Raw genomic sequence first — 23,222 nt, forward strand, 5'->3', positions numbered from 1 at the left:
AGGGGGCGCGATGATTGACGCTCATTGCGCAAAGGCGTCGCGGACCGTGTGGCCTGCGTATGTGTCAAGGAGTTGTAACGAAGATTGATGTCGCCGCAGATCGCGGCGAGGTGCGTCTCTCCCTTGCCTCCGTCCCGATTCTCCCGCTTGCGACAATTTCGCGAGAAAGGCGGAATGAAAAGGCCAAATTCATTAGTTACGGAATTTTTATTCTATTTCTGCTGCGGCCGTCAAGAGCTGGTTTGTGGCGGCACACTTGCAGGCGCGGCCAATTTGCCCCTACAAGGGGAGCCAATTGCACGTCGGCTGAGAGACAGGATGCTCAAATTCATCGATCCGGACCACCCTTTTTACCGGCCCTTGTGGATCCGTCTGTTGATCGTCGCCTTCTGCGCCGCGTGGACGGCGGTCGAGTTCAGCAGCGGACAGACCGTGTGGGGCATGATCTTCCTGGCCGTGACCGCCTATGCCGGCTGCGCCTTGCTTATTTTCTACAAGCCGAAGCAACCGGCCGATGACAAGACCGACGCGGGTGACGCTCCCAAGTGAAGCTTAGGTGGAACTGTTGTCGCGCGGCAACCTTCGAGACGCTTCGTCGATCAGCATGTTGGCGAGCTTCATCCGGACGGTGGCGTTGGCCCTGAACTCCGCCGGCAACCGGTCCGGATGGTTTGCGGCGGCGAAACGCCGTCGTTTGGCAGCAAGCGTCGCCGCGGTTTCCTGCTCCTCAAGCGCAAGCTCGGCCGCGACCTCGGCAAGGCTGGTGCGTTCCAGGTACTCGGGCATCACCGGTGGCTGCGTCATCTCGGCCGGTGCAATCTCACGATAGGCGTGCGCCACGGCCTCTGCGGCTACGGACGGTGAGGTGTCGATGACGAAACCTTGCGGGAAGCCCGCTATTCCGTGCCGGAATGCCTGTTCGCCGACGTCCTCATCGGAGGTTCCGGCCTGCTGCTCCGCCTTCAGTCTCTCGAGCACCGACTGGAACACCGACATGCCGAACATGACGTCGCCTTCTCAAAAAACATTCATTCAGGGCGAACCGCTTTGCGGGCGCCCGAACGAAGCACCGGTTTTTGGCGATCCTGCCCGATGAGGGTTACGCGGGCCTGATCACGCTCTGCTTTGTTTCAGGATGAGGTCGTAAAGCAGCTTTGCGCTCGGGGGCAAGGCGCGGCCTTCTGCGGTGATGAGCCCGTAGGGCTTGATGCGGATGGGGAACTGCGTCTGCAACACGCGAATATCACCGGCGGGCGTCCCGTTACCGGCCACGAGGTTCGCGACGTCGAGGGCGACAGGGGCGATCGCGTTGGTGTTTCGGACGATCGACAGCGTCAGGATGATCGACGACGTGTTGATGACGGTCGCCGGCAGCCTGACGCCGGCGGAGACGAAGCTGTCCTCCACCGCACGGCGCAACAACGTGCCCGGCGGCTGGAAAACCCAGTCGTAACCCGGCAAGTCGTCGGCATTGGCGGATGGCTTGTCGAGCAGGGGATGGCCCTCGCGAACGATGAGGCAGACTTCCTCGAACCCGATCTCAACCAGATTGAAGAGACGCGGATTGAGATCGTCCGGGATGCGGCCGACGACGAAGTCGTGGCGCGCCGCCAGGAGCTCGCGTGTCAGCACGTTGCTGTTGTCGATCTGCACATTGATTTCGATGCCGGGATAGGCGGTCGAAACCTGGCGGATGGCCGGGACGGCTAGATTGAGGGCGGGGCCGGTCACCGAGCCCAGCGATACCGAACCGCCGCTGCCGGTCTTCAATTCGTTGATCTCGCGGGCGGCCTCGCGCAGTTCGAGAAAGATCGTGCGTGCCCGCCGCGCAAGCGCCTCCCCATAACGGGTCAGTTCGACGCCGCGCGCGACGCGTTCGCAGATCGGCGCCTTCATGATTGCTTCGATCTCGGCCAGCATGCGCGATGCCGCCGGTTGCGAAATGCCGAGCGAATCCGCTGCCGTGCTGATGCGACGGTGATCCTCGACCGCCAGGATGAGCCTCAGATGATTGATCTTCAGCCCCGACCGAAGGAGGCCGGTATCGAGGAGTTCATCCGCCATCCCTGTGGCATTCGCCCTGCTGTCCACTGTCACGGCACTGGTCCCGTTCCTGAAAAGTTTCAATAATCACACTGTTTTGGAGTGGTATATCAATTTTGATATGCATGCAAAGCGATATTGTATTTGACAGTTATGTCGATTGATTCCAGTTTCCCTTCGATGCGCCAGTGCATGCGGGAGTATGTGGGGCCGGGAGGGCTTTCCTTCACCTTGAACCACCGCCGGGGACCAGCTCTCCGCGCCGGTGGATCGCTGCGCATAAAGACGGGGCCTGCCGGCTTCAACACTCAGGGAGAGATCTGATGAAATTGATTACTTCGCTTCTCGCAGCCGCGGCGATTTCCGTCGCGTCCTTCGCTGCACCGGTTTTCGCGCAGGACAAAGGGACGGTCGGCATCTCCATGCCGACCAAGACGTCGACGCGCTGGATCTCCGATGGCGAGACCATGGAGAAGCTTTTCAAGGAAGCTGGCTACACGCCGGACCTGCAGTTCGCCGATGACGACATTCCGAACCAGCTCGCGCAGATCGAGAACATGGTCACCAAGGGCGCCAAGGTCCTCGTGATCGGCGCCATCGACGGCACGACGCTCTCCGACATCCTGCAGAAGGCAGCCGACGCCGGCGTCAAGGTCATCGCTTACGACCGTCTGATCCGCGACTCGGGCAATGTCGATTATTACGCGACCTTCGACAACTTCCAGGTTGGCGTGCTCCAGGCGACGTCACTCGTTGAAGGCCTGAAGCTCGACAGCGCCACCGAGCCGAAGAACATCGAACTTTTCGGCGGTTCGCCGGACGACAACAACGCCTTCTTCTTCTATGACGGCGCCATGTCGGTTCTGCAGCCGCTGATCGACAGCGGCAAGATCGTCGTGAAGTCCGGACAGGTGGGCATGGATCAGGTCGGCACCCTGCGCTGGGACGGTGCCGTTGCTCAGGCCCGCATGGAAAACCTGTTGTCGTCCACCTACACCGATGCCAAGGTCGATGGCGTTCTCTCGCCGTATGATGGCCTCTCCATCGGCATCATTTCGGCTTTGAAGGGCGTCGGCTACGGCTCCGGCGACATGCCGATGCCGATCGTCACCGGTCAGGATGCGGAACTGCCGTCGGTCAAGTCGATCCTTGCCGGTGAACAGTATTCGACCGTCTTCAAGGACACCCGCGAACTCGCCAAGGTCACGGTCAACATGGTCAACGCGATCATGGATGGCAAGGAGCCGGAAGTGAACGATACCAAGACCTATGAAAACGGTGTCAAGGTCGTTCCGTCCTACCTCTTGAAGCCTGTTTCGGTCGACAAGTCCAATGCCAAGGAAGTCCTTGTCGGCTCGGGCTATTACACCGAAGACCAGATCAACAACTGATCCCGTCGAACATGGAGGGTCCGCGATCCGTTGCGGACCCTTTTATCTGGGCGAGGGAGTATGTAATCTCTCGCAGACTGCCGCTGGAATGCTGAACATGGACAATATCATTCTCGAAATGCAGGGCATTACCAAGACGTTTCCGGGCGTCAAGGCGCTGGACAATGTCAGCTTCAAGGTCCGCGAAGGTGAAATTCACGCCCTCGTCGGAGAAAACGGTGCCGGCAAGTCGACCTTGATGAAGGTGCTGAGCGGCGTCTATCCCGCCGGAACCTACGAGGGTGACATCCATTATGACGGCGAGGTACGCCGCTTCAGTACGATCTCGGACAGCGAGCACCTCGGCATCATCATCATCCATCAGGAGCTGGCGCTCGTCCCGCTGTTGTCGATCGCCGAAAACATCTTTCTCGGCAACGAGATCGCCAGCAAAGGCGTGATCCAGTGGCCGCAGACCTTCGCCCGCACGCAGGAACTCTTGAAGAAAGTTGGCCTGAACGAGTCGCCGGCGACGCTCATCACGGACATCGGCGTCGGCAAGCAGCAGCTGGTGGAGATCGCCAAGGCGCTTTCCAAGAAGGTTCGGCTGCTGATCCTCGACGAACCGACAGCCTCGCTCAACGAGACCGATTCCGACGCGCTTCTGAAGCTGCTCATGGAATTTCGCAAGCAGGGCATGACCTCGATCATCATCTCGCACAAGCTGAACGAGATTAAGAAGGTCGCGGACCAGATCACCATCCTGCGCGACGGCGGCACGGTGGAAACGCTCGACTGTCACAAGGAAAATATCAGCGAGGACCGGATCATCAAGGGGATGGTCGGTCGCGCCATGGAAGATCGCTATCCGCCGCGCGAGCCGAAGATTGGCGATACACTGCTCGAGGTCAAGAACTGGAACGTCTACCACCAGCATCACCGCGACCGGCAGTTCCTGCACGATGTCGGTTTCAACGTCCGCGCCGGCGAGGTCGTCGGCATCGCCGGGCTGATGGGCGCCGGCCGCACCGAAACGGTGATGAGCATCTTCGGCAAATCGTGGGGCCACAAGATCACCGGCGAGGTGACCATGCGCGGCAACCCGGTGGACGTGAGCACGATTCCGCGCGCGATCAAGGCGGGCCTTGCCTATGTCACCGAAGACCGCAAGCAACTCGGTCTCGTGTTGATCAACAACATCAAGGATAACACGACGCTTGCCAACCTGAGCGCGGTCGCGTCGAGCGGCGTCATTGATGAGCGCAAAGAGCGAAAGGTCGCTGCCGACTATCGCGCGAAGCTCCGGATCCGCTCGCATTCGATCTATCAGGAGACGGTCAACCTGTCCGGCGGCAACCAGCAGAAGGTGGTGCTGTCCAAGTGGCTGTTCACCAATCCCGAAGTTCTCATACTCGATGAGCCGACACGCGGTATCGACATCGGCGCCAAGTATGAAATCTACACAATCATCAACCAACTCGCGGCCGAGGGCAAAGGCATCCTGATGATCTCGTCGGAGATGCCGGAACTGCTCGGAACCTGCGATCGCATCTATGTCATGAACGAAGGGCGCATCGTGGCAGAGCTTTCGAAGGAAGAAGCAAGCCAGGAATCCATCATGCGCGCCATCATGCGTTCAGGGGAGAAACACTAATGGTCGCCGATACGAGCACCCACACCACCAAACCGTCGATCGGGGACTATCTCAGGAACAACATCCGCGAATACGGCCTCCTGGTCGCACTCGTAATCATCATGTTGTTCTTCCAGTTCGTGACCGACGGCGTTCTCTTCAGGCCCGTCAACATCACGAACCTGGTTCTGCAGAACTCGTTCATCGTCATCATGGCGCTGGGCATGCTGCTGATCATCGTGGCCGGCCATATCGACCTTTCCGTCGGCTCGATCGTCGCCTTCATCGGCGCGATCTCGGCGATCATGCTGGTCAAATGGCAAGTGCATTTCGCGATCGTGGTGCCCGCCTGTCTGATCCTCGGCGGTATCATGGGGGCCGCGCAGGGCTACTGGGTCGCCTACCAGAAGATTCCATCGTTCATCGTCACGCTTGCAGGCATGCTGGTTTTCCGCGGTCTCACCTATGTGGTGCTCGGCGGACGCCCCATCGGGCCGTTCCCGAAGGAGTTCCAGCTGCTTTCGACGGGCTTCATTCCGGACTTCCTGTCGCTTTCGGACCCGGCGACCAGCCTCATCAAGAACTATGTGGCGCTGATTGCGGTCATGGCGCTGGTGGCCTACGCCATCTATGCCGGTTTCCGCAATCGCCGGATCAACGAGCAGCACGGAACCGAGAACGAGCCCTTTGTCTTCTTCGCGATCCAGATGGCCGTCATCGGCGTCGTCGCCCTGTTCCTCGGCTTCCAGCTCTCAACCTATCGCGGCCTGCCGAACGTTCTCATCGTCATGGGCGTGCTGATCGCCTTGTACACGTTCATCACGACGCGTTCGACGATCGGCCGCCGGATCTATGCCATGGGCGGCAATGAGAAGGCGGCCAAGCTCTCCGGCATCAACACCGAACGGCTGACTTTTTACGCCTTCGTGAACATGGGCGTGCTCGCTGCCCTTGCCGGCATGATCATCACGGCGCGCCTGAACTCGGCGACCCCGAAGGCAGGCGTCGGCTTCGAACTCGACGTGATCGCGGCCTGCTTCATCGGCGGGGCATCGGCATCGGGCGGTGTCGGCAAGATCACCGGTGCGGTGATCGGTGCCTTCATCATGGGTGTGATGAACAACGGCATGTCGATCATGGGCATCGGCATCGACTACCAGCAGTTGATCAAGGGCCTCGTGCTGCTCGCAGCCGTGTTCTTCGACGTCTACAACAAGAACAAAGGCAAGGGCTGACCGGGTCTCCGATCAGCCTTCATTGAACCAGAAACAGAAATGGGCGGCTCAACGCCGCTAGGTTGGGTGGCGCGAGTCACCCTCGGGCGGTGCATTGTCTGTGTCATGAATGGGTGCAGCAATTCAAAGCGTCACAGCGGGCTTTGTGCATCTGGCACAGCGCTGTAGGTCGAAAGGAAGGACAGGAACGTGCTGATTTCTCAGGTCAGGAAGGAAGATGGATCGATCGCCGTCGCGGTTCGCTCGCCGGGTGAGATGGCACGCGCGGTCAAGGGAGCGGAAAGCGTCTATGCGTTGGCAATGGAGGCGGCCAATGCCGGCAAGAGCCTCAAGGAGGTGATCGACGCCCGCGGTTTGGGCGACGAGATCGATCTCGAGAAGGCCTATGCGGAAGGGCGGCTTCTTCCGCCGATTACACATCCCGATCCGGCGCATCTTCATCTGACCGGCACGGGCCTGACTCATCTCGGATCGGCCGCGACCCGCGACGCCATGCACAAGAAGACGACCGAGGCGGCGGAAGAGACACTGACCGATTCGATGAAGATGTTCCGCATGGGTCTCGAGGGCGGCAAACCGAAGCCTGGTGAAACGGGCGTTCAACCAGAATGGTTCTACAAGGGCAACGGCACCTCGGCTATCGCGCCCGGCCACGCCCTGGTTTCCCCGGCTTTTGCCGAAGACGGCGGCGAGGAACCGGAAATGGCCGGCATCTATGTCATCTCGGACGATGGCGTGCCTTACCGTATCGGCTTTGCGGTCGCCAACGAGTTTTCCGACCACAAGACCGAGCGGGTCAACTATCTCTGGCTCGCCCATTCGAAGCTGCGCCAAGCGAGTTTCGGGCCGGAAATTCGCATCGGCGTGGCGCCGGAGGATATCCGGGGCACGTCCCGCATCCTGCGGGGCGGCGAGGTCCTTTGGGAAAAGCCGTTCCTTTCGGGCGAGGCGAACATGTCGCACAGCTTCGCAAACCTTGAGCATCATCATTTCAAGTACGAGCTCTTCCGCGCGCCGGGCGATGTCCATGTGCATATGTTCGGAACGGCGACGCTTTCCTTCGGCGACGGTATCCGCACGGAGGAGGGGGACATTTTCGAGATCGAGGCCGACGGTTTCGGCCTGGCGCTCCGCAATCCGCTGGCGATCGCCGGCGATGAAGAGATCACCATACATCAGCTCTGATATATCTGATATACGAGCCCGAGACCGCGACGGGGCGGTCGAACGCGACAGAAGACAAGGAGGCTTAAGGCCCATGACACTTCATCAGAACCTGATTGCCGGCGAATGGGTCGGTACGGACGGCGTTGCCAATATCAATCCGTCGAACACCAACGACGTCATCGGCGATTACGCCCGGGCGAGCGCCGACGACGCGAAGGCCGCGATCGCGGCGGCGAAGGCAGCGTTCCCGGCTTGGTCGCGCTCCGGCATCCTCGAGCGCCACGCGATCCTGAAGAAGACCGCCGATGAGATCCTGGCGCGCAAGGATGAGCTTGGCCGGTTGTTGTCGCGCGAAGAGGGCAAGACGCTTGCCGAGGGCATTGGCGAGACGGTTCGCGCCGGTCAGATCTTCGAATTCTTTGCCGGCGAGGCCTTGCGGCTTGCCGGCGAGGTGCTGCCGTCGGTCAGGCCGAATATCGGTGTCGAGATCACCCGCGAGCCGGTCGGCGTCGTCGGCATCATCACTCCGTGGAACTTCCCGATCGCCATTCCCGCCTGGAAGGTCGCTCCGGCGCTCTGCTACGGCAACACGGTCGTGTTCAAGCCGGCGGAACTGGTGCCTGGCTGCTCTTGGGCGATCGTCGATATCCTCCACCGCGCGGGTCTGCCGAAGGGCGTCCTGAACCTCGTTATGGGGAAGGGCTCGGTCGTCGGGCAGGCGATGCTCGACAGCCCGGACGTTCAGGCGATCACCTTCACCGGTTCGGTCGGTACCGGCAAACGCGTGGCAGCCGCCTCGATCGAGCACAACCGCAAATTCCAGCTCGAAATGGGCGGCAAGAACCCGTTCGTCGTGCTCGACGATGCCGATCTTTCGGTCGCCGTCGAGGCTGCGGTCAATTCCGCCTTCTTTTCGACCGGCCAACGCTGCACCGCCTCCTCGCGGATCATTGTCACCGAGGGCATCCACGACCGGTTCGTCGCCGCCATGGGCGAGCGGATCAAGGGTCTCGTCGTCGATGACGCCTTGAAGGCTGGCACCCATATCGGTCCGGTGGTCGATCAGAGCCAGCTCAACCAGGACACCGACTATATCGCCATCGGCAAGCAGGAGGGCGCCAAGCTCGCCTTCGGCGGCGAGCTGATCTCGCGCGACACGCCCGGCTTCTATCTGCAGCCGGCGCTGTTCACCGAAGCGACCAATCAGATGCGGATCTCCCGCGAAGAAATCTTCGGTCCGGTCGCGGCGGTGATCCGGGTGAGGGACTACGATGAGGCGCTCAGCGTCGCCAACGACACGCCGTTCGGGCTCTCCTCCGGCATCGCCACCACCAGCCTAAAGCATGCGACGCATTTCAAGCGCAATGCCGAGGCCGGCATGGTGATGGTCAACCTGCCGACAGCGGGCGTCGATTTCCACGTGCCCTTCGGCGGCCGCAAGGGCTCGTCCTACGGCTCGCGTGAGCAGGGCAAATACGCCGCCGAATTCTACACAACAGTCAAGACAGCCTACACGCTGGCCTAAGGCCAGCGTGGTTTTGCCCGCTTGCGATGCGGGGTTAAAGAGGAAACGATGAAGAAGAAAGCTGAGTGGCCGCGCAAACTCCGTTCGCAGGAATGGTTCGGCGGTACGGGGAAGAATGCCATCATGCATCGCTCCTGGATGAAGAACCAGGGGCTACCCGCCGATACTTTCGATGGCCGGCCGATCATCGGCATCTGCAACACCTGGTCGGAGCTCACGCCCTGCAACGCGCATCTGCGTGACCTTGCCGAGCGCGTGAAGCGCGGCGTCTATGAGGCGGGCGGCTTTCCGGTGGAATTCCCTGTCTTCTCGACGGGGGAAAGCACACTCAGGCCGACGGCGATGATGTTCCGCAACCTCGCGGCCATGGATGTCGAAGAAGCGATCCGCGGCAACCCGGTCGATGGCGTCGTGCTGCTCGGCGGCTGCGACAAGACCACGCCTAGTCTTCTGATGGGGGCGGCGAGCGTCGACATTCCGGCGATCGTCGTCTCCGGCGGACCGATGCTCAACGGCAAATGGCGCGGCAAGGATGTCGGCTCCGGCACCGCCGTCTGGCAGTTCTCGGAAATGGTCAAGTCCGGCGAGATGTCGCTGGAGGAGTTCATGGACGCCGAGCAGGGCATGGCCCGTTCGGCCGGAAGCTGTATGACCATGGGCACGGCCTCGACCATGGCGTCGATGGCCGAAGCGCTCGGCATGACGCTCTCCGGTAACGCCGCTATCCCAGCCGTCGATGCACGCCGCCGGGTAATTTCACAGCTCACTGGCCGGCGCATCGTCGAGATGGTCAAGGAAGATCTGAGGCCTTCCGACATCCTGACCAAGCAAGCTTTCGAAAACGCCATCCGTGTCAACGGCGCGGTCGGCGGCTCCACCAATGCGGTGCTGCATCTGCTCGCGCTTGCCGGGCGCGTCGGCATCGATCTTTCTCTTGATGACTGGGATCGGCTTGGCCGCGACGTGCCGACGATCGTCAACCTGCAGCCGTCGGGCAAGTACCTGATGGAGGAGTTCTATTACGCCGGCGGCTTGCCGGTCGTCATCAAGGCCGTGGCCGAGATGGGGCTTCTGCACAACGACGCAATCACGGTCAGCGGCGACACGATCTGGAACGACGTCAAGGGCGTCGTCAACTACAACGAAGACGTGATCCTGCCGCGCGAAAAGGCGCTGACGAAATCCGGCGGCATCGCGGTGCTGCGCGGCAACCTTGCTCCTAGGGGCGCCGTGCTGAAGCCGTCCGCCGCATCGCCGCAGCTGATGCAGCACAAGGGCCGCGCGGTCGTCTTCGAAAGCATCGAGGACTATCACGCGCGCATCAACCGTGAAGATCTCGACATCGACGAGACCTGCATCATGGTGCTGAAATATTGCGGTCCGAAGGGATATCCCGGCATGGCCGAGGTCGGCAACATGGGCCTGCCGCCGAAAGTCTTGAAGAAGGGCATCACGGACATGATCCGTATTTCCGATGCTCGTATGTCTGGAACGGCCTATGGCACGGTTATCCTTCACACGGCACCCGAAGCCGCCGAGGGGGGGCCGCTGGCGCTCGTCGAAAACGGCGACCTGATCGAAGTCGACATCCCGAACCGCACGCTTCACCTCGACGTTTCGGATGAGGAGCTTGCCCGCCGTCGCGCGGCGTGGGTCTCGCCGGTTCAGCCGCTGACTGGCGGTTACGGCGGGCTCTACATCAAGACGGTCATGCAGGCCGACACCGGTGCCGACCTCGACTTTCTCATCGGCGCGCGCGGCGATCGCATCCCGATGGACCGCGACAGCCATTGATCAGAGTTGACCGCTCCGCCATCCGGCGAGGGCGGTCGAAATCGCCTTTTGGTAGGAGTTTCCGCCAAATGCCCCGCTACCTAATCCTCTCCCCGCCGTCGGGGAGGAGCGGGCGTGCGGCTTGCTCCTTCTCCCCGTCAAAACGGGGAGAAGGTCGCGGCAGCGGGATGAGGGGCGGACGGCAAACTCCTCTGGCCGTCTACTGGCTCTGAATTTGGCTCTGCTCGCCCTGACTCTGGCTCTGCGTCTGCCCCTGCTTCTCGACCGTTACGGCCACCTTCAGCGTTTCGCTGGCCGCGCCGTGCACCAATCCGGAAATCGGCGCCGCATCCCGGTAGCAGAGGCCCGAGGCGATGCGGACATAGCGGTCGTCCGGGCAGACCTTGTTTGCGGCGTCGAAGCCAACCCAACCGAGGCCGGCGAGATGGACCTCCGCCCAGGCATGACTCGCCGTCTGCTCGGGATGGCCTTCCATCATAAGATAGCCGGAAAGATAACGGGCGGGGAGGCCGAGCGAGCGGGTGGCGGAAATCAGGATATGGGCATGGTCCTGACAGACACCCTTGCCGCGCTCCAGCGCCTCCTCTGCGGTGGTCTCGGTTCGCGTGTCGCCGGCCTTGTATTCGACCGTTTCGTGAATGATCGCCATCAGTGAATGCACGCGCTCGAGGTCGGTTTCGCCTTCGGCCGATTTCGCGAGATCGCGGATCAGCTTCCCCGCTCTGCTGAGCGGTGTTTCGCGCGCATAGAGCCACAGCGGCACGTAGGAGTGATGCGGGCCGAAAACACCGGCGCGATCCTCCGTCTCGACCTCGCCGCTTGCGACGATCCGAATGGCCGTGCGGTCTCCCTCGATGCTGACGAGATGCGTGCGATTGCCGAAGTGGTCGTCGAAGGATACCTCGACCGCTGCGCCCTCGACGCGCGTCTGCCAGTTCAGGACCGTCTGGCCGACCTGCGTCGTCGGTGTCAGTCGCAGCCGCTGCAGGGCATATTGCACCGGTTCATCGTAGTGGTATTCGGTCGTGTGGCTGATTTTCAGGTGCATCTTCTTCTCCTGAAGCTCAGTGGTAGAACCTATAACCGTCGGAGATTTCCTGTCCCAGACGGTTGTTGTCGCTGATGAACTCCTCGAGATATTCGTGCAGCCCCTGGTCCATGATGTTGGTGATCGAGCGGCTGCGCAGCGACGCGAGCGTCTGTTCGGCCGTCGCGTGGGCGGCGTGCGTTTCGCCGTATTCCCGCGCAAGATAGCCGAGATTGCTCACGATCTTCTCGTAGCAGTAGGCGAGCGAGCGCGGCATGCGGCCATTGGAAATCAGGAAATCGGCAATGTTCGATGGCCGCAATTCGGCGTCGTAGACCCAGCCATAGGCGCGATGGGCGGAAACGGAGCGCAGGATCGACTCCCACTGCACATTATCCATCGACGAGCCGACAGCGGCGACGGCCGGCAGCAGCACATAATATTTCACGTCGAGAATGCGCGCCGTATTGTCCGCCCGCTCTATGAAGGTTCCGATGCGCGAGAAGTTGAAGATCTCGTTTCTGAGCATGGTGCCGTGGAAGGCCCCGCGGATGAGACCGGCGCAACGCTTGATCGTATCGATGATCTCCGGCAGATCGGCCGGCCGCGCCTTCTTCGCCAGCATCGCCTTCATCTCGATCCAGCATTCGTTGGTCGCCTCCCAGGTCTCGCGCGTCAGCGCCGTGCGGACCATGCGGGCGTTGTGGCGTCCCGCCTCGATGCAGGACATGACGCTCGACGAATTGGCGCGGTCGCGCAGCAGGAAGTCGATGGCATCGCTGCTCGTCAGCGTGTCGTGCACCTCGTCATAGAGTTCGCGCACACCGGCGCTCTGCAGCACGCCGTCCCAGTCATCCTCGGTCGCTTCGCTGCGGGTCAGCGACATGCGCAGGCCCGCGTCAATCAGGCGGGCGCCGTTCTCCGCGCGCTCGATATAGCGAAACATCCAGTAGAGGCCGTTCGCGGTTCTTCCCAACATGGCGTCAGTCCTCCAGTACCCAGGTGTCCTTGGTGCCGCCGCCCTGGCTGGAATTCACCACCAGCGAGCCGGCCTTCAGGGCGACGCGCGTCAAGCCGCCGGGGATGATCTGCACCTTGTCGGAGACGAGCACGTAGGGACGCAGGTCGACGTGGCGAGGGGCGATGCCCTTGTTGACGAGGATCGGAACGGTGGAGAGCGACAATGTCGGCTGGGCGATGTAATTGCCGGGGCGCGCTTTCAGCTTCTCGGCGAAGATGGTCCGCTCCTTTCTTGTCGCCGTCGGACCGACGAGCATGCCGTAGCCGCCGGAACCGTGGACTTCCTTGATCACCAGTTCCTCGATGTGTTCGAGCACGTATTTGAGGCTCTGCGGTTCCGAACAGCGCCAGGTCGGCACGTTTTCGAGCAAGGGCTTGCGGCCGGTATAGAATTCGACGATCTCCGGCATGTAGGAATAGATCGCCTTGTCGTCCGAAATGCCGGTACCGGGCGCGTTGGCGATCGTGATGTTGCCCGCCCGGTAGACGTCCATGATCCCGGGAATGCCGAGTGCGGAATCCGGCCGGAAGGTGAGGGGATCGAGGAAATCGTCGTCGACGCGGCGGTAGAGCACGTCGATCGCCTCGTAGCCGCGTGTCGTGCGCATCTTAACCTTGCCGTCGATGACACGGAGATCAGAGCCCTCAACCAGTTCGACACCCATCATGTCCGCAAGGAAGGCGTGTTCGTAGAAGGCGGAATTGTAGATGCCGGGGGTAAGCACAGCGACGCGCGGCTTGCCGCTGCAGCCGGGCGGCGCCAGCGAGGCGAGGCTCTGGCGAAGCAGATAGGGATAGTTCTCGACCGGCCGCACGCGGTTCTGATGAAACAACTCCGGGAACATCTGCATCATGGTTTCCCGGTTTTCCAGCATGTAGCTCACGCCGGACGGTGTGCGGGCGTTGTCCTCCAGGACGTAGAACTGATCTTCGCCGGTGCGCACGATATCGGTGCCGACGATGTGCGTGTAGACGCCGCCCGGCGGCCTGAAGCCGATCATTTGCGGCAGGAAGGCGTCGTTCTTCTCTATCAATTCGCGCGGGATGCGGCCGGCGCGGACGATCTCCTGCTTGTGGTAGATGTCGTCGAGGAAGGCGTTGAGGGCGATGACGCGCTGCTCGATGCCTTGCGCCAGCTTGCGCCACTCTCGGCCGGAAATAATGCGGGGGATGAGGTCGAAGGGGATGAGCTTTTCGGAGGAGTCTGCGTGTCCGTAGACCGCGAAGGTAATGCCCGTCTTGCGGAAGATGTTCTCAGCTTCCTTTGATTTCGCTATGAGCCGATTTCTGTCCTGGCTGGCATACCATTCATTGTAGGTCGAATATGGCTGGCGCGGGCTGCTGTCCGCATTCATCATTTCGTCAAATGCCAAAGGCGTGGTCCCCTTATTTTCGACCATTTGAGTACAATGGTTGATGCAATGCAAGAAGCGTGCACATTCGCGGATCAAGAATTTTCGAGCTGCCTTCGATGTCTTTCCGGACGAGGTTACTGCCGCCGCGAACGGCCGAAATCCGCAGCCGATGGGGTTTATGTTCCAGGCGACCCTCCGCGTGCGTCGGGAAATCAGCAGATGCTCGAAATTTAAGCATTTCGGCGGGCAGGCGATGGGAGGAACCGAGATGGCTATATCGTTCGAAATCGTGCAACGACCGGCGCAGAGGATCACCGGCCACCTCTGGGAGGGCACCTTTGTCGAAGCGGCCGACGGCGCCGTCCGCCGCCTTATCGCCGAAACGCAGGAACATCGCCGGCGCGCTTATCCGCACGATCATTCGGCGCTCATCGGTCTCTCCTGGAATGACCGGTCCGACGGGTTCCGCTACCTCGTCGGCTATGTAGGCGAGGACGACAGGACCTTCACCCAGCCGCAGCATGTGGACCTGCCGGCCATGCGTCTGGCGACGACGATCCATCGTCCTGAAAGCTCTGATGTTTTCGTGGACTATCGGAAGATGTTGGATTGGATTGCCGCCGAGGGGCACGTCGTCGATACGACGCATCTCCACTATCGCGAGGAATACGAGGCAGGTTTCGTTTCGCCCTCGACATCGTCGCTGCGGCTGATGGTTCCGATCCGCTGATCCAAGCATCAGAAAAATTGCTTTGACCGACGGCGGCCTGCGCTTTACGCGACTCGCGTATCAGCCTTGCGACCTTCTGCATCCGGATGATTCGTCGCGATAGTCCCCAGCCACGGAAAAATCGATGACGCTTGCCCGTCTGGCTCCGGCCATCTTCGTTCTGCTCTGGTCTACCGGCTGGGTTGTCGCCAAATACGCGGCCTTTTTCGCCGATCCGCTGACCTTTCTCGTGCTGCGCTATGCCTTTGCGATCCTGCTGTTCATTGGCTTCTGTGTCGCGACGGGCGCTCGCTGGCCCCGCTCCTGGTCGGTGATCGGTCACGCCATCGTGTCGGGAATGTTTCTCCACGGTCTCTATCTCGGCGCCGTGTGGTGGGCGATCGGGCAGGGCGTGCCGGCGGCGATTTCCGGCATCATCGCCGGATTGCAGCCATTGATGACCGCGACAGTCGCGCCGTTCCTGATTGGTGAAAACTTGACGCGGCAGCAGCAGATCGGGCTGGTGCTCGGATTTTTCGGCATTGCGCTCGCCGTGCTGCCGAAGATGGTGGCGATCGATACCGCAACGACGCCGATCCAGATCCTGCCCGTCGTCGTCAATGTTCTGGGCATGGCGGCGGTCACCTACGGCACGCTTTATCAGAAACGACATCTACAGAATGGAGACATCCGTGCGATCGCGACGCTGCAATATGCCGGCGCCCTGATCGTCACCATTCCCCTTGCGCTGGCGCTTGAGGACCTGCACGTGACCTGGAACCTTCAGCTTGTCGCCGCGCTTGCCTGGTCGGTGCTCGGCCTGTCGATGGGCGCGATCGCGCTCCTGCTCTATCTCATCCGCCGCGGACAAGTATCGCGGGCCGCTTCGCTGATCTACTTGGTTCCGCCGCTTGCGGCCGTCCAGGCGGCGCTTTTCTTCGGCGAGGCGCTGACGTTGCCGATGGTTGTCGGCACGGTGATTGCCGTCGCTGGCGTCTATCTCACCAATCGCAAGCAGAAGGCATAAAAAGAACGGCGGGCCGAAACGACCCGCCGTGCTTTGTAAAATAGCGCCTTTCGATCAGCCCTGATGGCCGCGATTGCCGCCACCGGCGCCGCGACGCATGACTTGGCCGCGGTGCTCGCCGCCCTGACCCTCGGGGCGTCCGCCCCTGTTGCGGTCACGCCATTCGCCCTGCTTCTGACCGGGACGACCGTGGTGCTTCTTGCCTTCGTGATTGCGGTTGCCTTCCGAGCGGCCGTCGCTGTGAGGCTGGCCGGCGGGACGCTGGCCACGGCGTTCCTGTTGCGGACGGTCGTCGCGCAGCAGGTCGTCGCCGGCAAAGCTGCTCGGAGCCAGCGCCGACTGGCGTGCCGGACGTTCGCGATGCGGGCGCCCTTCCTGGCGGTGGCCGCCGCCGTTGCCGCGATGCTGACCATTGCCGCGGCCACCGCGTCCCTTGGACGGACGCGCCTGGTCGGCGGGTGCCTCGCCGCTGGCTACAGCAATGTTGATGCCCATCAGCTTCTCGATGTCGCGCAGCAGGCGGATCTCGTCCGGCGCGCAGAAGGCGATGGCGATGCCGTCGCGACCGTTGCGGGCCGTTCTGCCGATGCGGTGGACATAGGCGTCCGGAACTTCCGGCAGGTCATAGTTGTAGACATGGGTGACGCCTGGAATGTCGATGCCCCGAGCGGCGACGTCAGTTGCAACGAGCACGCGGATTTCGCCGTCGCGGAAGGCTTTCAGCGCACGCTCGCGCTGGCCCTGGCTCTTGTTACCGTGGATTGAGGCGGCCTTGAAGCCGACGTGGTCCAGATGCTTCATCAGCTTCTCGGCGCCGTGCTTGGTACGGCTGAAGATCAGCGACAGGCCGTCGGGATTGGCCGTCAGCGTCTGCTTGAGGATTACCGTCTTCAGGTCCTTGCCCGGAACGAAATGGACATATTGCTCGACCTTGTCGGCGGCCTTGCCCGGGGGCGTGACCTCGACCTTGACCGGATCGGTCAGGTACTCGCCGGCAAGCTCTGCGATCTGCTTCGGCATGGTTGCCGAGAAGAGCAGGGTCTGGCGGTTCTTCGGCACCAGCTTCGAGATCTTGCGCAGGTCGTGGATGAAGCCGAGGTCAAGCATCTGGTCGGCCTCGTCGAGGACGAGATAGCGAGCCTGGGTCAACGTCACTGCTTTGCGGGCAACGAGATCGAGGAGACGGCCAGGGGTCGCGACCAGAATGTCGACGCCACGGGCGAGCTGTTCAGTCTGCTTGTTGATCGAGACGCCACCGACGACGACGCCGATCTTGAGCGGGCTCTTCTTCACGAAAAGCTTCAAGTTGGCGGCGATCTGGTTCACCAGTTCGCGGGTCGGTGCAAGCACGAGAGCGCGGATGTTGCGCGGATCGGGACGTTTACCGTCGGCAACGAGCTTCTCGATCATCGGCAGGCCAAAAGCAGCGGTCTTGCCGGTGCCCGTCTGTGCGAGGCCAATGAGATCATGGCCTTTCAAGACCAGCGGGATGGCCTGCGCCTGGATCGGCGTCGGCTTTTCGAAGCTATTGGCGGAGAGTGTCGCCAGAATATGCTCGGAAAGACCAAGCTCTTTAAAAGTGGACAATGCATATACCTTTCGGGGCGCCAAGCGCTCTCGCCGGAACAGCGGGATGCGGTTCCGGTGTCGTCTGGCGTCAAGAACCCCGCGTGAATTGGGAACTTGTGGGTTAAAGAAAAATCGTCAAGCGCCTGTGCTGCCGCCGATTTCGGCGAATGTTTGCGCTTTTCCTTCTTCACGGCTTAACAGTGGTTGCCGAGGGCGCGCTCACGCGGCGGCCGGAAGGTGACGCTGCGACCATGTCGTTGTTTTGGCCGGAAAAGTCAAGGTCTATCTTTTCGCACGTGCGAAAAAGCGGTTCGATTTTCAATCGATCACCAGTTCGAAATCGGCGTCAGCCATCGGTTGACCATTGATCAGAACGACAAGCTTGTGCGTGCCGGCATAGTAGCGCCGCGTCGTGATCGGGCGGATCGGATGGCGTTTTTCGATTTCGAAGGTCGCACCCGGTTCGAGCGTCATTGTCGTCCACTTGAATACTTTCGGCGACATCGAGCCGTTCGCCTTCTGGTGATGCACGGCGTAATCGATCATCACTCGTCGTTCGGCGGTCCCGGAATTGCGTATTTCGAGATCGAATTGAAGATGCTGGCCGAAGCGGACGAGCGATGTTCCGAGCGTCAGGCCGGTATCGATGCCCGACAGAGCACCGAAACCGAAATTGGCCAGTGCTTCCGCATGCCCTTGCTTCAGCAGGGTGCGGGAAGCATGGCGGAGCAGCCTCAGGCGTTCCGGCGATGCGCCGTCAATATGCGCGGCGACGAAACGCGCGACGAGATCCGGATGATCCTTGGCGATGTCGTTGAGGCTGTTGGCGACGGAGCGGCGCACGTAGTCTTCCGGGTCGTCGATCAGCGCAGCAAGGATCGGAAGGATAGGTTGCGGATCGCGGATGAGCTCCGGCAGTCGCATGGCCCAAGGCAGGCGCGGGCGCGTGCCCTCGCTCGCCAGCCGCCGGACATGATGATTGCTGTCGCCCGTCCAGCCGGAGATCGTCGCCAGCGCTCGCTGCTGATCCCGATGGATGAAGGCGCGGATTCCGAATTCCGCAGTGAAATGCGGCGTCAGGCGGCGCAGAAGTGAGAGCGAGAGCTCGAAATCGTCGAGACCGCGGGCCGCGATGAACTGGTTCACCGGAAGAAGCGCCCAGCCGCTCAGCCCGAGTTCGCTTTCTCCGGGCAGCGCGCGTCGCAAAATTTCGGCCGCGGCCGGGAAACCTTCCGGCAGCGTATGGAAGAGCGCGTCGCGGATCTGTAACGATCGCTGCATCAGTTCGAGCGAATCAAGACCGTGGCTCGCAAGCGCAATGAAACGCTCGCGGTCGAATGCGGGCGCATTCCTACCCAGATGCTTGGCGAGTTCAAGCACGACGCCCGCATGCAACAGGTTCTTCAGCGGTTCTGCCATCGTTCGCGCCGTCTTCTCTGCTCAGATCTGCCGTTCGGTGACGAAGTGCTGCATCAGCCTTACCCGCGTGATCGCCGCCATGTACGGAGTAAATTCCGGGTCGTTCAGCACGCGCTCGCCGGCGGCCTCGGCCGCATCGAGCGTTTCCCACTCGACCAGGTCGGCGAGCAGATCGGTCATTTCGCAGGCAGTCACGGCACGCCACGAGACGAAGCCGGGATAGCGGGATACGGCCTGCATGGCGCGGCTGCGAGCGACGAGTGCTGCCTTCTTGTCCCTCACGGTGCAGACTGCGAGTTCGAGAACACGTTGGGCCGTCATCGTTGCCTCCTTTTCTACACAGCTTGACTTAACCACATTCCAACTGCCAGCCTTATGGCCATAGTGTTTGGGGAGGTGAAATCATGCGGCCCGCAGATCGGTTGTTTCGCATTATTCAACTCATGCGTGCGTCTGGCAAGGTTATGACGGCGCGGGAGATTGCTGAAAAAATGGAAGTCGCGCCGCGTACCATCTATCGCGACATGGAACATCTGATGGCATCGGGGGCGCCGATCGACGGCGAACGCGGCGTGGGTTACCTCCTGCGCGAGGCTTTTGATGCGCCACCACTCACATTCACTTTCGAGCAATTGGAGGCGCTCGCCTTCGGCGTCCGTGCCGTGCAGATGCTCGGTGACAGGCGCCTGGCTCAAGCGGCCCGCGAGGCCATGGAGAAGATCGGTCACGGCTTGCCGGCCGAGCATGCGAAAAAGTTGAGAAGTGCCCCGCTTCGCGCTTTTCGATCCGCTCTCCAGCCTGAGCCGCCGGCGCTACTTGGCGAAATCCGCGAGGCGATTGCCGCGCTGCGCAAGCTGCGCATCACGTATGAAAGCCTTGCAGAAGAAACGTCCGAGCGTACAATCTGTCCGCTCGGCCTTAGCGTTTTCGGGCACTATTGGCTGCTGACGGCCTGGTGCGAGTTGCGCCAGGATTTTCGCGACTTCCGCGTCGACAGAATCGCTTCCCTCAAGACCGAACGGGAGCGATACGAACCGGCTCCGGAGCGCAGTTTTGACGCCTATCTTGCCCGAATGGAGAACTAGATCATTTCATCGTTCCATTGAAACAATGAATTGAGCTAACTCTTTGAAACGACGTTATTCCGGAAGGTAACTTTTCCTGGAATTGCTCTCGGGCGCGTGAGATCGGACGAAAGACACCTTCGGCGGCAAGGAACCTGACGCGACTTCAAGCCGTTCTGTCCCTTTAAGCCATCGCCGACGTATCTGCCATCGACGACACAGGGGAGAAAATAGTGCGGAATCGTGTTTGGATACTCACAGCCGACGGAACCACGGCGCGCATCGTCAAGGATGTGAACCTGCTGAAGGACGGACGACAGCAACCGGAAGTGGAGATGTTTCAGATCGAAACCAAGCGTGCCAAGGACATCATGGCCGATAAACCCGGCCGCAGCCATTCGTCGGTTGGCTATGGTCGTTCGGCGATGGAATACAGTAGCGATCCGGTCCGCGAGGAGCAGCACCGGTTCGCCATGGAGATCGCCGGGAAACTCGACCACTATGCGCTTGAGCACGCCTTCGAAAACCTCGTGATCTGCGCCGCGCCCAAGACGCTGGGCGACCTCAGGAAGCTGCTTTCCCACCAGGTCAAGGAAAAAACCCTTGCTGAGATCGATCGCAATTGCGTCGCAGTGCCGACGGACCACCTGATCGCGACCGTCCGTTCAGTTGTATTTCCTTAGATCAGTTCATTGTCTCGTTGAAACATTGAAATGATTTAAGTCACTGGAATTGCGCAGTTCCGGAGGGAAACCGTTAGACACTTTTCCTGAAGCTGGATCAGCGCAGCCCGCCGGTGATTCTGCCACCGCGGCGTTCCGTCAGAAATCCGTCGGGACGCCGCCTTCCTGCTTGCGCCTGGCGATAAAAGCATCGAGCTCTTCTTCTATCGCCGGATCGAGCGGCGGGCGCTCGTATTCGTTGAGCTTCTGCCTGAAGATACGGTTGGCATGGTCGTATGTGGTCGGTCGGCCCGCTTCCGTCCAGGTCTCGAAATTCCGCCAATCGGAAAGGATCGGCGAGTAGAACGCCGTTTCGTAGCGCTGAAGCGTATGCATCGTGCCGAAGTAATGTCCGCCTGGGCCGACGTCGCGCACGGCATCAAGACCGAGCGCGTCCTCGCTGACGTCGAGCGGCTGGAGGAATTCGGCAACCATCTGCAGCATGTCGACATCAAGAATGAACTTCTCGAACGAGGCCGTCAGGCCGCCCTCGGTCCACCCGGCGGCATGCATGACGAAATTGCCGCCGCCCTGGGTCAGCGCCCAGAGGGAAAGCGCCGATTCATAGGCCGCCTGCGCGTCGATCGTGTTCGCGGCGTTGGTGTTGGATGTACGGTAGGGAATGTTGTATTTGCGGGCGAGCTGCCCGCCGGCGACAACGGCTTTCATGTATTCCGGTGTTCCGAATGCCGGTGCACCGGTCTTCATGTCGACATTCGAGGTGAAGCCGCCATACATGACGGGCGCGCCTTTGCGCACCATCTGGGAAAAGGCGATGCCGCAAAGCGCCTCGGCGTTCTGCTGCACCAGCGCGCCGGCAATGGTGACCGGGGCCATGGCTCCGGCAAGCGTGAAGGGAGTGATGACGACCACCTGGTTGCGCGACGACATCTCGATAATGCCCTGGAGCATCGGCCCGTCGAGACGAAGCGGCGACGACGTGTTGATGATCGTGAAGAGCGACGGCTCCCGCTCCATCTGCTCCATCGAGACACCGCGGCCGATGCGGGCGATTTCGATCCCGTCGGTGTTGCGCTGGCGACCGAGCGAATAGACATGAAAGACCTTGTCGGTCAGCTTCACCATGTCCGAAAGGCAGTCCAGGTGGCGGACCGAGGCATGGAGGTCGACCGGCTCGACCGGATAGCCGCCGGTAGTGTGGACGATGTCGTAGGACTGCGCCAGCTTCACCAGTTTGCGGAAATCCTCCTGGTTGCCGGTGCGCCGGCCGCCCTCGCGATCGGCAACGAAGGGGGCGCTGGCGATCTGCGCGAAAACGAGGTTGTTTCCGCCGATCTCGACGTTGCGCGCGGGATTGCGTGCATGCATGGTGAACGCGGCGGGAGCCGAGGCGACCATCTCCATGATCAGACCGCGATCGAAGCGGACGCGATCGGTGCCCGGCGTCACATTCGCGCCGGCGGCTTTCATGCGATCGCGCGCCTCAGGCAGGATGATGTCCATGCCGATTTCTTCGAGGATGGTCAGGGAAGCATCGTGCACGGCTTCGAGTGCATCTTTCGAGAGCACCGTCGACTTTGCCAGCGTATTGACGAGGTTGAGATATTTCGTGGCCGCCGGCTTTCGTGTCCGTTCCGCGCCGCGCCCGCCGGGCCGACGCCGCCGCTCCAACGGTGAAGTGTCGCCTGCCGCAGCATCCCGGACGTGATTGTCGGTCATGAAAGATCCATCCGCGTTTCCGATGAATCTCTGTCGCAGATTTTTGTGCTTCGTGCCCCCGCCATTTGCGACAGTTCACTTCGTCGGAGCGGGCCAAGGCTGAAAAACACGGCTGCCGCCGGCGTGCGCGGCCGCGATCAGCGCTTGTCGCCGCGCAGCATCTCGCGTTTGCCGGCAAAGCCGGGCCGACGTTCCACGACGAAGCCGGCTGCCTCGAGGTTCCTTCGAACGAAGCCGGCCGCGGCATAGGTCGCGAAGGTACCGCCGGACGCGGTGTTGTCGAACACCCGCTGCATCAGTTCCTGTGACCACATGTCGGGATTGCGCGCGGGCGCAAAGCCGTCGAGATACCATGCGTCGAAGGTGTGTTCCGATGCGTCGAGACTATCGAGCGCCGGTCCGCAGACCACCGTCAATAGCGCCCCATCCGCGAGGTCGAGATCGATGCGGCCTCCTGGCGTTTGCGGCCAGTTCGCGACAAGTGCCCGTCTTTCCTCGGAAATTTCCGGCCAGTGAGAAAGTGCGCGATCGATATCGGCCGCTCGCATCGGAAATCGCTCGAAGGAGATGAAGTGGAGGCGCTTGCCAGGGGCCGGCAGCTCTTTCCACTGCCGCCAGGTTTCGCAGAAATTGAGACCGGTGCCGAAGCCGAGCTCGCCGATCGTGAAGGCGCTGCTAGCTAACCACCGCGCGGGCAGTCTGTTGCCGGCAAGGAAGACGTGGCCGCATTCGAGCCGCCCGTCCGTGCGGCAATAAAAGTGATCGCCAAATTCCTTTGAATAGGGCATATCGCCGTCATGCCATTCGAGGCTTTGCTGCGATGGCGGATGGCTCTGGCGGAGTTCGGTTCCAGTCATGAGATG

Annotated in this window: 21 protein-coding genes; 11 read left to right on the forward strand and 10 right to left on the reverse strand. The window is 61.3% G+C overall.

Annotation, left to right across the window (positions count from 1 at the left end; translation table 11 throughout):
• Positions 1-318: 318 nt before the first annotated feature.
• Positions 319-549: a hypothetical protein gene (locus tag QN219_RS08055; RefSeq protein WP_283999080.1), complete on the forward strand. Its 231-nt coding sequence runs from the start codon at positions 319-321 to the stop codon at positions 547-549.
• Between the two features lie 3 nt (positions 550-552).
• Here the strand turns inward: QN219_RS08055 and QN219_RS08060 are convergent, their stop codons facing one another.
• Both QN219_RS08060 and QN219_RS08065 read right to left on the reverse strand, forming a co-directional pair.
• Positions 553-1,005, reverse strand: a complete 453-nt coding sequence (locus QN219_RS08060) for a hypothetical protein (RefSeq protein ID WP_283999081.1) — start codon at positions 1,003-1,005, stop codon at positions 553-555.
• A gap of 108 nt (positions 1,006-1,113) precedes the next feature.
• The gene (locus tag QN219_RS08065) at positions 1,114-2,064 is read right to left on the reverse strand and encodes a LysR family transcriptional regulator (protein ID WP_283999082.1); all 951 of its coding nucleotides are present in this window, start codon (positions 2,062-2,064) and stop codon (positions 1,114-1,116) included.
• A gap of 302 nt (positions 2,065-2,366) precedes the next feature.
• Here QN219_RS08065 and chvE point away from each other — a divergent pair, with 302 nt between their 5' ends.
• The 6 genes from chvE (at position 2,367) to araD (ending at position 10,767) form a co-directional block, all read left to right on the forward strand.
• Positions 2,367-3,434 carry a multiple monosaccharide ABC transporter substrate-binding protein gene (chvE, locus tag QN219_RS08070; protein WP_283999083.1) on the forward strand — a complete coding sequence of 356 codons (1,068 nt, stop codon included), beginning with the start codon at positions 2,367-2,369 and terminating at the stop codon, positions 3,432-3,434.
• A 97-nt stretch (positions 3,435-3,531) separates the two neighbouring features.
• A complete protein-coding gene (gene mmsA, locus QN219_RS08075) occupies positions 3,532-5,067 on the forward strand; it encodes a multiple monosaccharide ABC transporter ATP-binding protein (protein WP_283999084.1) in 1,536 nt (511 codons plus the stop codon).
• Positions 5,067-6,281 carry a multiple monosaccharide ABC transporter permease gene (gene mmsB / locus QN219_RS08080; RefSeq protein ID WP_283977780.1) on the forward strand — a complete coding sequence of 405 codons (1,215 nt, stop codon included), beginning with the start codon at positions 5,067-5,069 and terminating at the stop codon, positions 6,279-6,281. The genes mmsA and mmsB overlap by 1 nt, the downstream gene beginning before the upstream one ends.
• A 189-nt stretch (positions 6,282-6,470) precedes the next feature.
• The gene (gene araD1 / locus QN219_RS08085) at positions 6,471-7,466 is read left to right on the forward strand and encodes an AraD1 family protein (protein WP_283999085.1); all 996 of its coding nucleotides are present in this window, start codon (positions 6,471-6,473) and stop codon (positions 7,464-7,466) included.
• 73 nt (positions 7,467-7,539) lie between these two features.
• The gene (locus tag QN219_RS08090; protein ID WP_283999086.1) at positions 7,540-8,973 is read left to right on the forward strand and encodes an aldehyde dehydrogenase family protein; all 1,434 of its coding nucleotides are present in this window, start codon (positions 7,540-7,542) and stop codon (positions 8,971-8,973) included.
• Positions 8,974-9,021: 48 nt separating this feature from the next.
• Complete coding sequence (araD, locus tag QN219_RS08095; protein WP_283999087.1) at positions 9,022-10,767, forward strand: L-arabinonate dehydratase; 1,746 nt, start codon at positions 9,022-9,024, stop codon at positions 10,765-10,767.
• Between the two features lie 199 nt (positions 10,768-10,966).
• Here araD and QN219_RS08100 read toward each other — a convergent pair whose 3' ends face one another.
• Genes QN219_RS08100 through QN219_RS08110 form a run of 3 tightly spaced genes read right to left on the reverse strand, consistent with a single transcriptional unit; the run spans position 10,967 to position 14,172 of the window.
• The gene (locus tag QN219_RS08100; protein ID WP_283999088.1) at positions 10,967-11,815 is read right to left on the reverse strand and encodes a transglutaminase family protein; all 849 of its coding nucleotides are present in this window, start codon (positions 11,813-11,815) and stop codon (positions 10,967-10,969) included.
• Between the two features lie 16 nt (positions 11,816-11,831).
• Positions 11,832-12,773: an alpha-E domain-containing protein gene (locus QN219_RS08105; RefSeq protein WP_269282011.1), complete on the reverse strand. Its 942-nt coding sequence runs from the start codon at positions 12,771-12,773 to the stop codon at positions 11,832-11,834.
• Between the two features lie 4 nt (positions 12,774-12,777).
• Positions 12,778-14,172 (reverse strand): circularly permuted type 2 ATP-grasp protein, encoded by a 1,395-nt coding sequence (locus QN219_RS08110; protein ID WP_283999493.1) that lies wholly within the window; start codon positions 14,170-14,172, stop codon positions 12,778-12,780.
• Between the two features lie 265 nt (positions 14,173-14,437).
• Between QN219_RS08110 and QN219_RS08115 the strand changes: the two genes are divergently transcribed.
• A complete protein-coding gene (locus QN219_RS08115; RefSeq protein WP_283999089.1) occupies positions 14,438-14,899 on the forward strand; it encodes a GyrI-like domain-containing protein in 462 nt (153 codons plus the stop codon).
• 124 nt (positions 14,900-15,023) lie between these two features.
• Positions 15,024-15,905, forward strand: a complete 882-nt coding sequence (locus QN219_RS08120) for a DMT family transporter (RefSeq protein WP_283999090.1) — start codon at positions 15,024-15,026, stop codon at positions 15,903-15,905.
• 54 nt (positions 15,906-15,959) lie between these two features.
• Here the strand turns inward: QN219_RS08120 and QN219_RS08125 are convergent, their stop codons facing one another.
• From QN219_RS08125 to QN219_RS08135, 3 genes are all read right to left on the reverse strand, one after another.
• On the reverse strand, positions 15,960-17,492 hold the full coding sequence (locus QN219_RS08125; RefSeq protein WP_283999092.1) for a DEAD/DEAH box helicase: 1,533 nt from the start codon (positions 17,490-17,492) through the stop codon (positions 15,960-15,962).
• 300 nt (positions 17,493-17,792) lie between these two features.
• Entirely contained in the window at positions 17,793-18,893 is a 1,101-nt protein-coding gene (locus tag QN219_RS08130) for a DNA alkylation repair protein (protein ID WP_283999093.1), read from the reverse strand.
• Positions 18,894-18,914: 21 nt separating this feature from the next.
• Positions 18,915-19,214, reverse strand: coding sequence for a hypothetical protein (locus QN219_RS08135; RefSeq protein ID WP_283999094.1), 300 nt, complete (start codon positions 19,212-19,214; stop codon positions 18,915-18,917).
• 83 nt (positions 19,215-19,297) lie between these two features.
• On the opposite strand from QN219_RS08135, the gene QN219_RS08140 reads away from it, so the two are divergent.
• Together QN219_RS08140 and QN219_RS08145 are read left to right on the forward strand one after the other, a co-directional pair.
• Positions 19,298-19,978 (forward strand): YafY family protein, encoded by a 681-nt coding sequence (locus QN219_RS08140; protein ID WP_283999095.1) that lies wholly within the window; start codon positions 19,298-19,300, stop codon positions 19,976-19,978.
• 212 nt (positions 19,979-20,190) lie between these two features.
• Positions 20,191-20,640, forward strand: a complete 450-nt coding sequence (locus QN219_RS08145) for a host attachment protein (protein WP_283999096.1) — start codon at positions 20,191-20,193, stop codon at positions 20,638-20,640.
• 138 nt (positions 20,641-20,778) lie between these two features.
• On the opposite strand, the gene QN219_RS08150 is transcribed toward QN219_RS08145, so the two are convergent.
• Positions 20,779-22,359, reverse strand: a complete 1,581-nt coding sequence (locus QN219_RS08150) for a trimethylamine methyltransferase family protein (protein ID WP_283999097.1) — start codon at positions 22,357-22,359, stop codon at positions 20,779-20,781.
• Between the two features lie 137 nt (positions 22,360-22,496).
• Positions 22,497-23,216: a tRNA (5-methylaminomethyl-2-thiouridine)(34)-methyltransferase MnmD gene (mnmD, locus tag QN219_RS08155; protein WP_283999098.1), complete on the reverse strand. Its 720-nt coding sequence runs from the start codon at positions 23,214-23,216 to the stop codon at positions 22,497-22,499.
• Positions 23,217-23,222: the final 6 nt, after the last annotated feature.

Origin of the sequence: Sinorhizobium sp. 8-89 (assembly GCF_030124325.1) — a bacterium.
GTDB lineage: Bacteria > Pseudomonadota > Alphaproteobacteria > Rhizobiales > Rhizobiaceae > Sinorhizobium.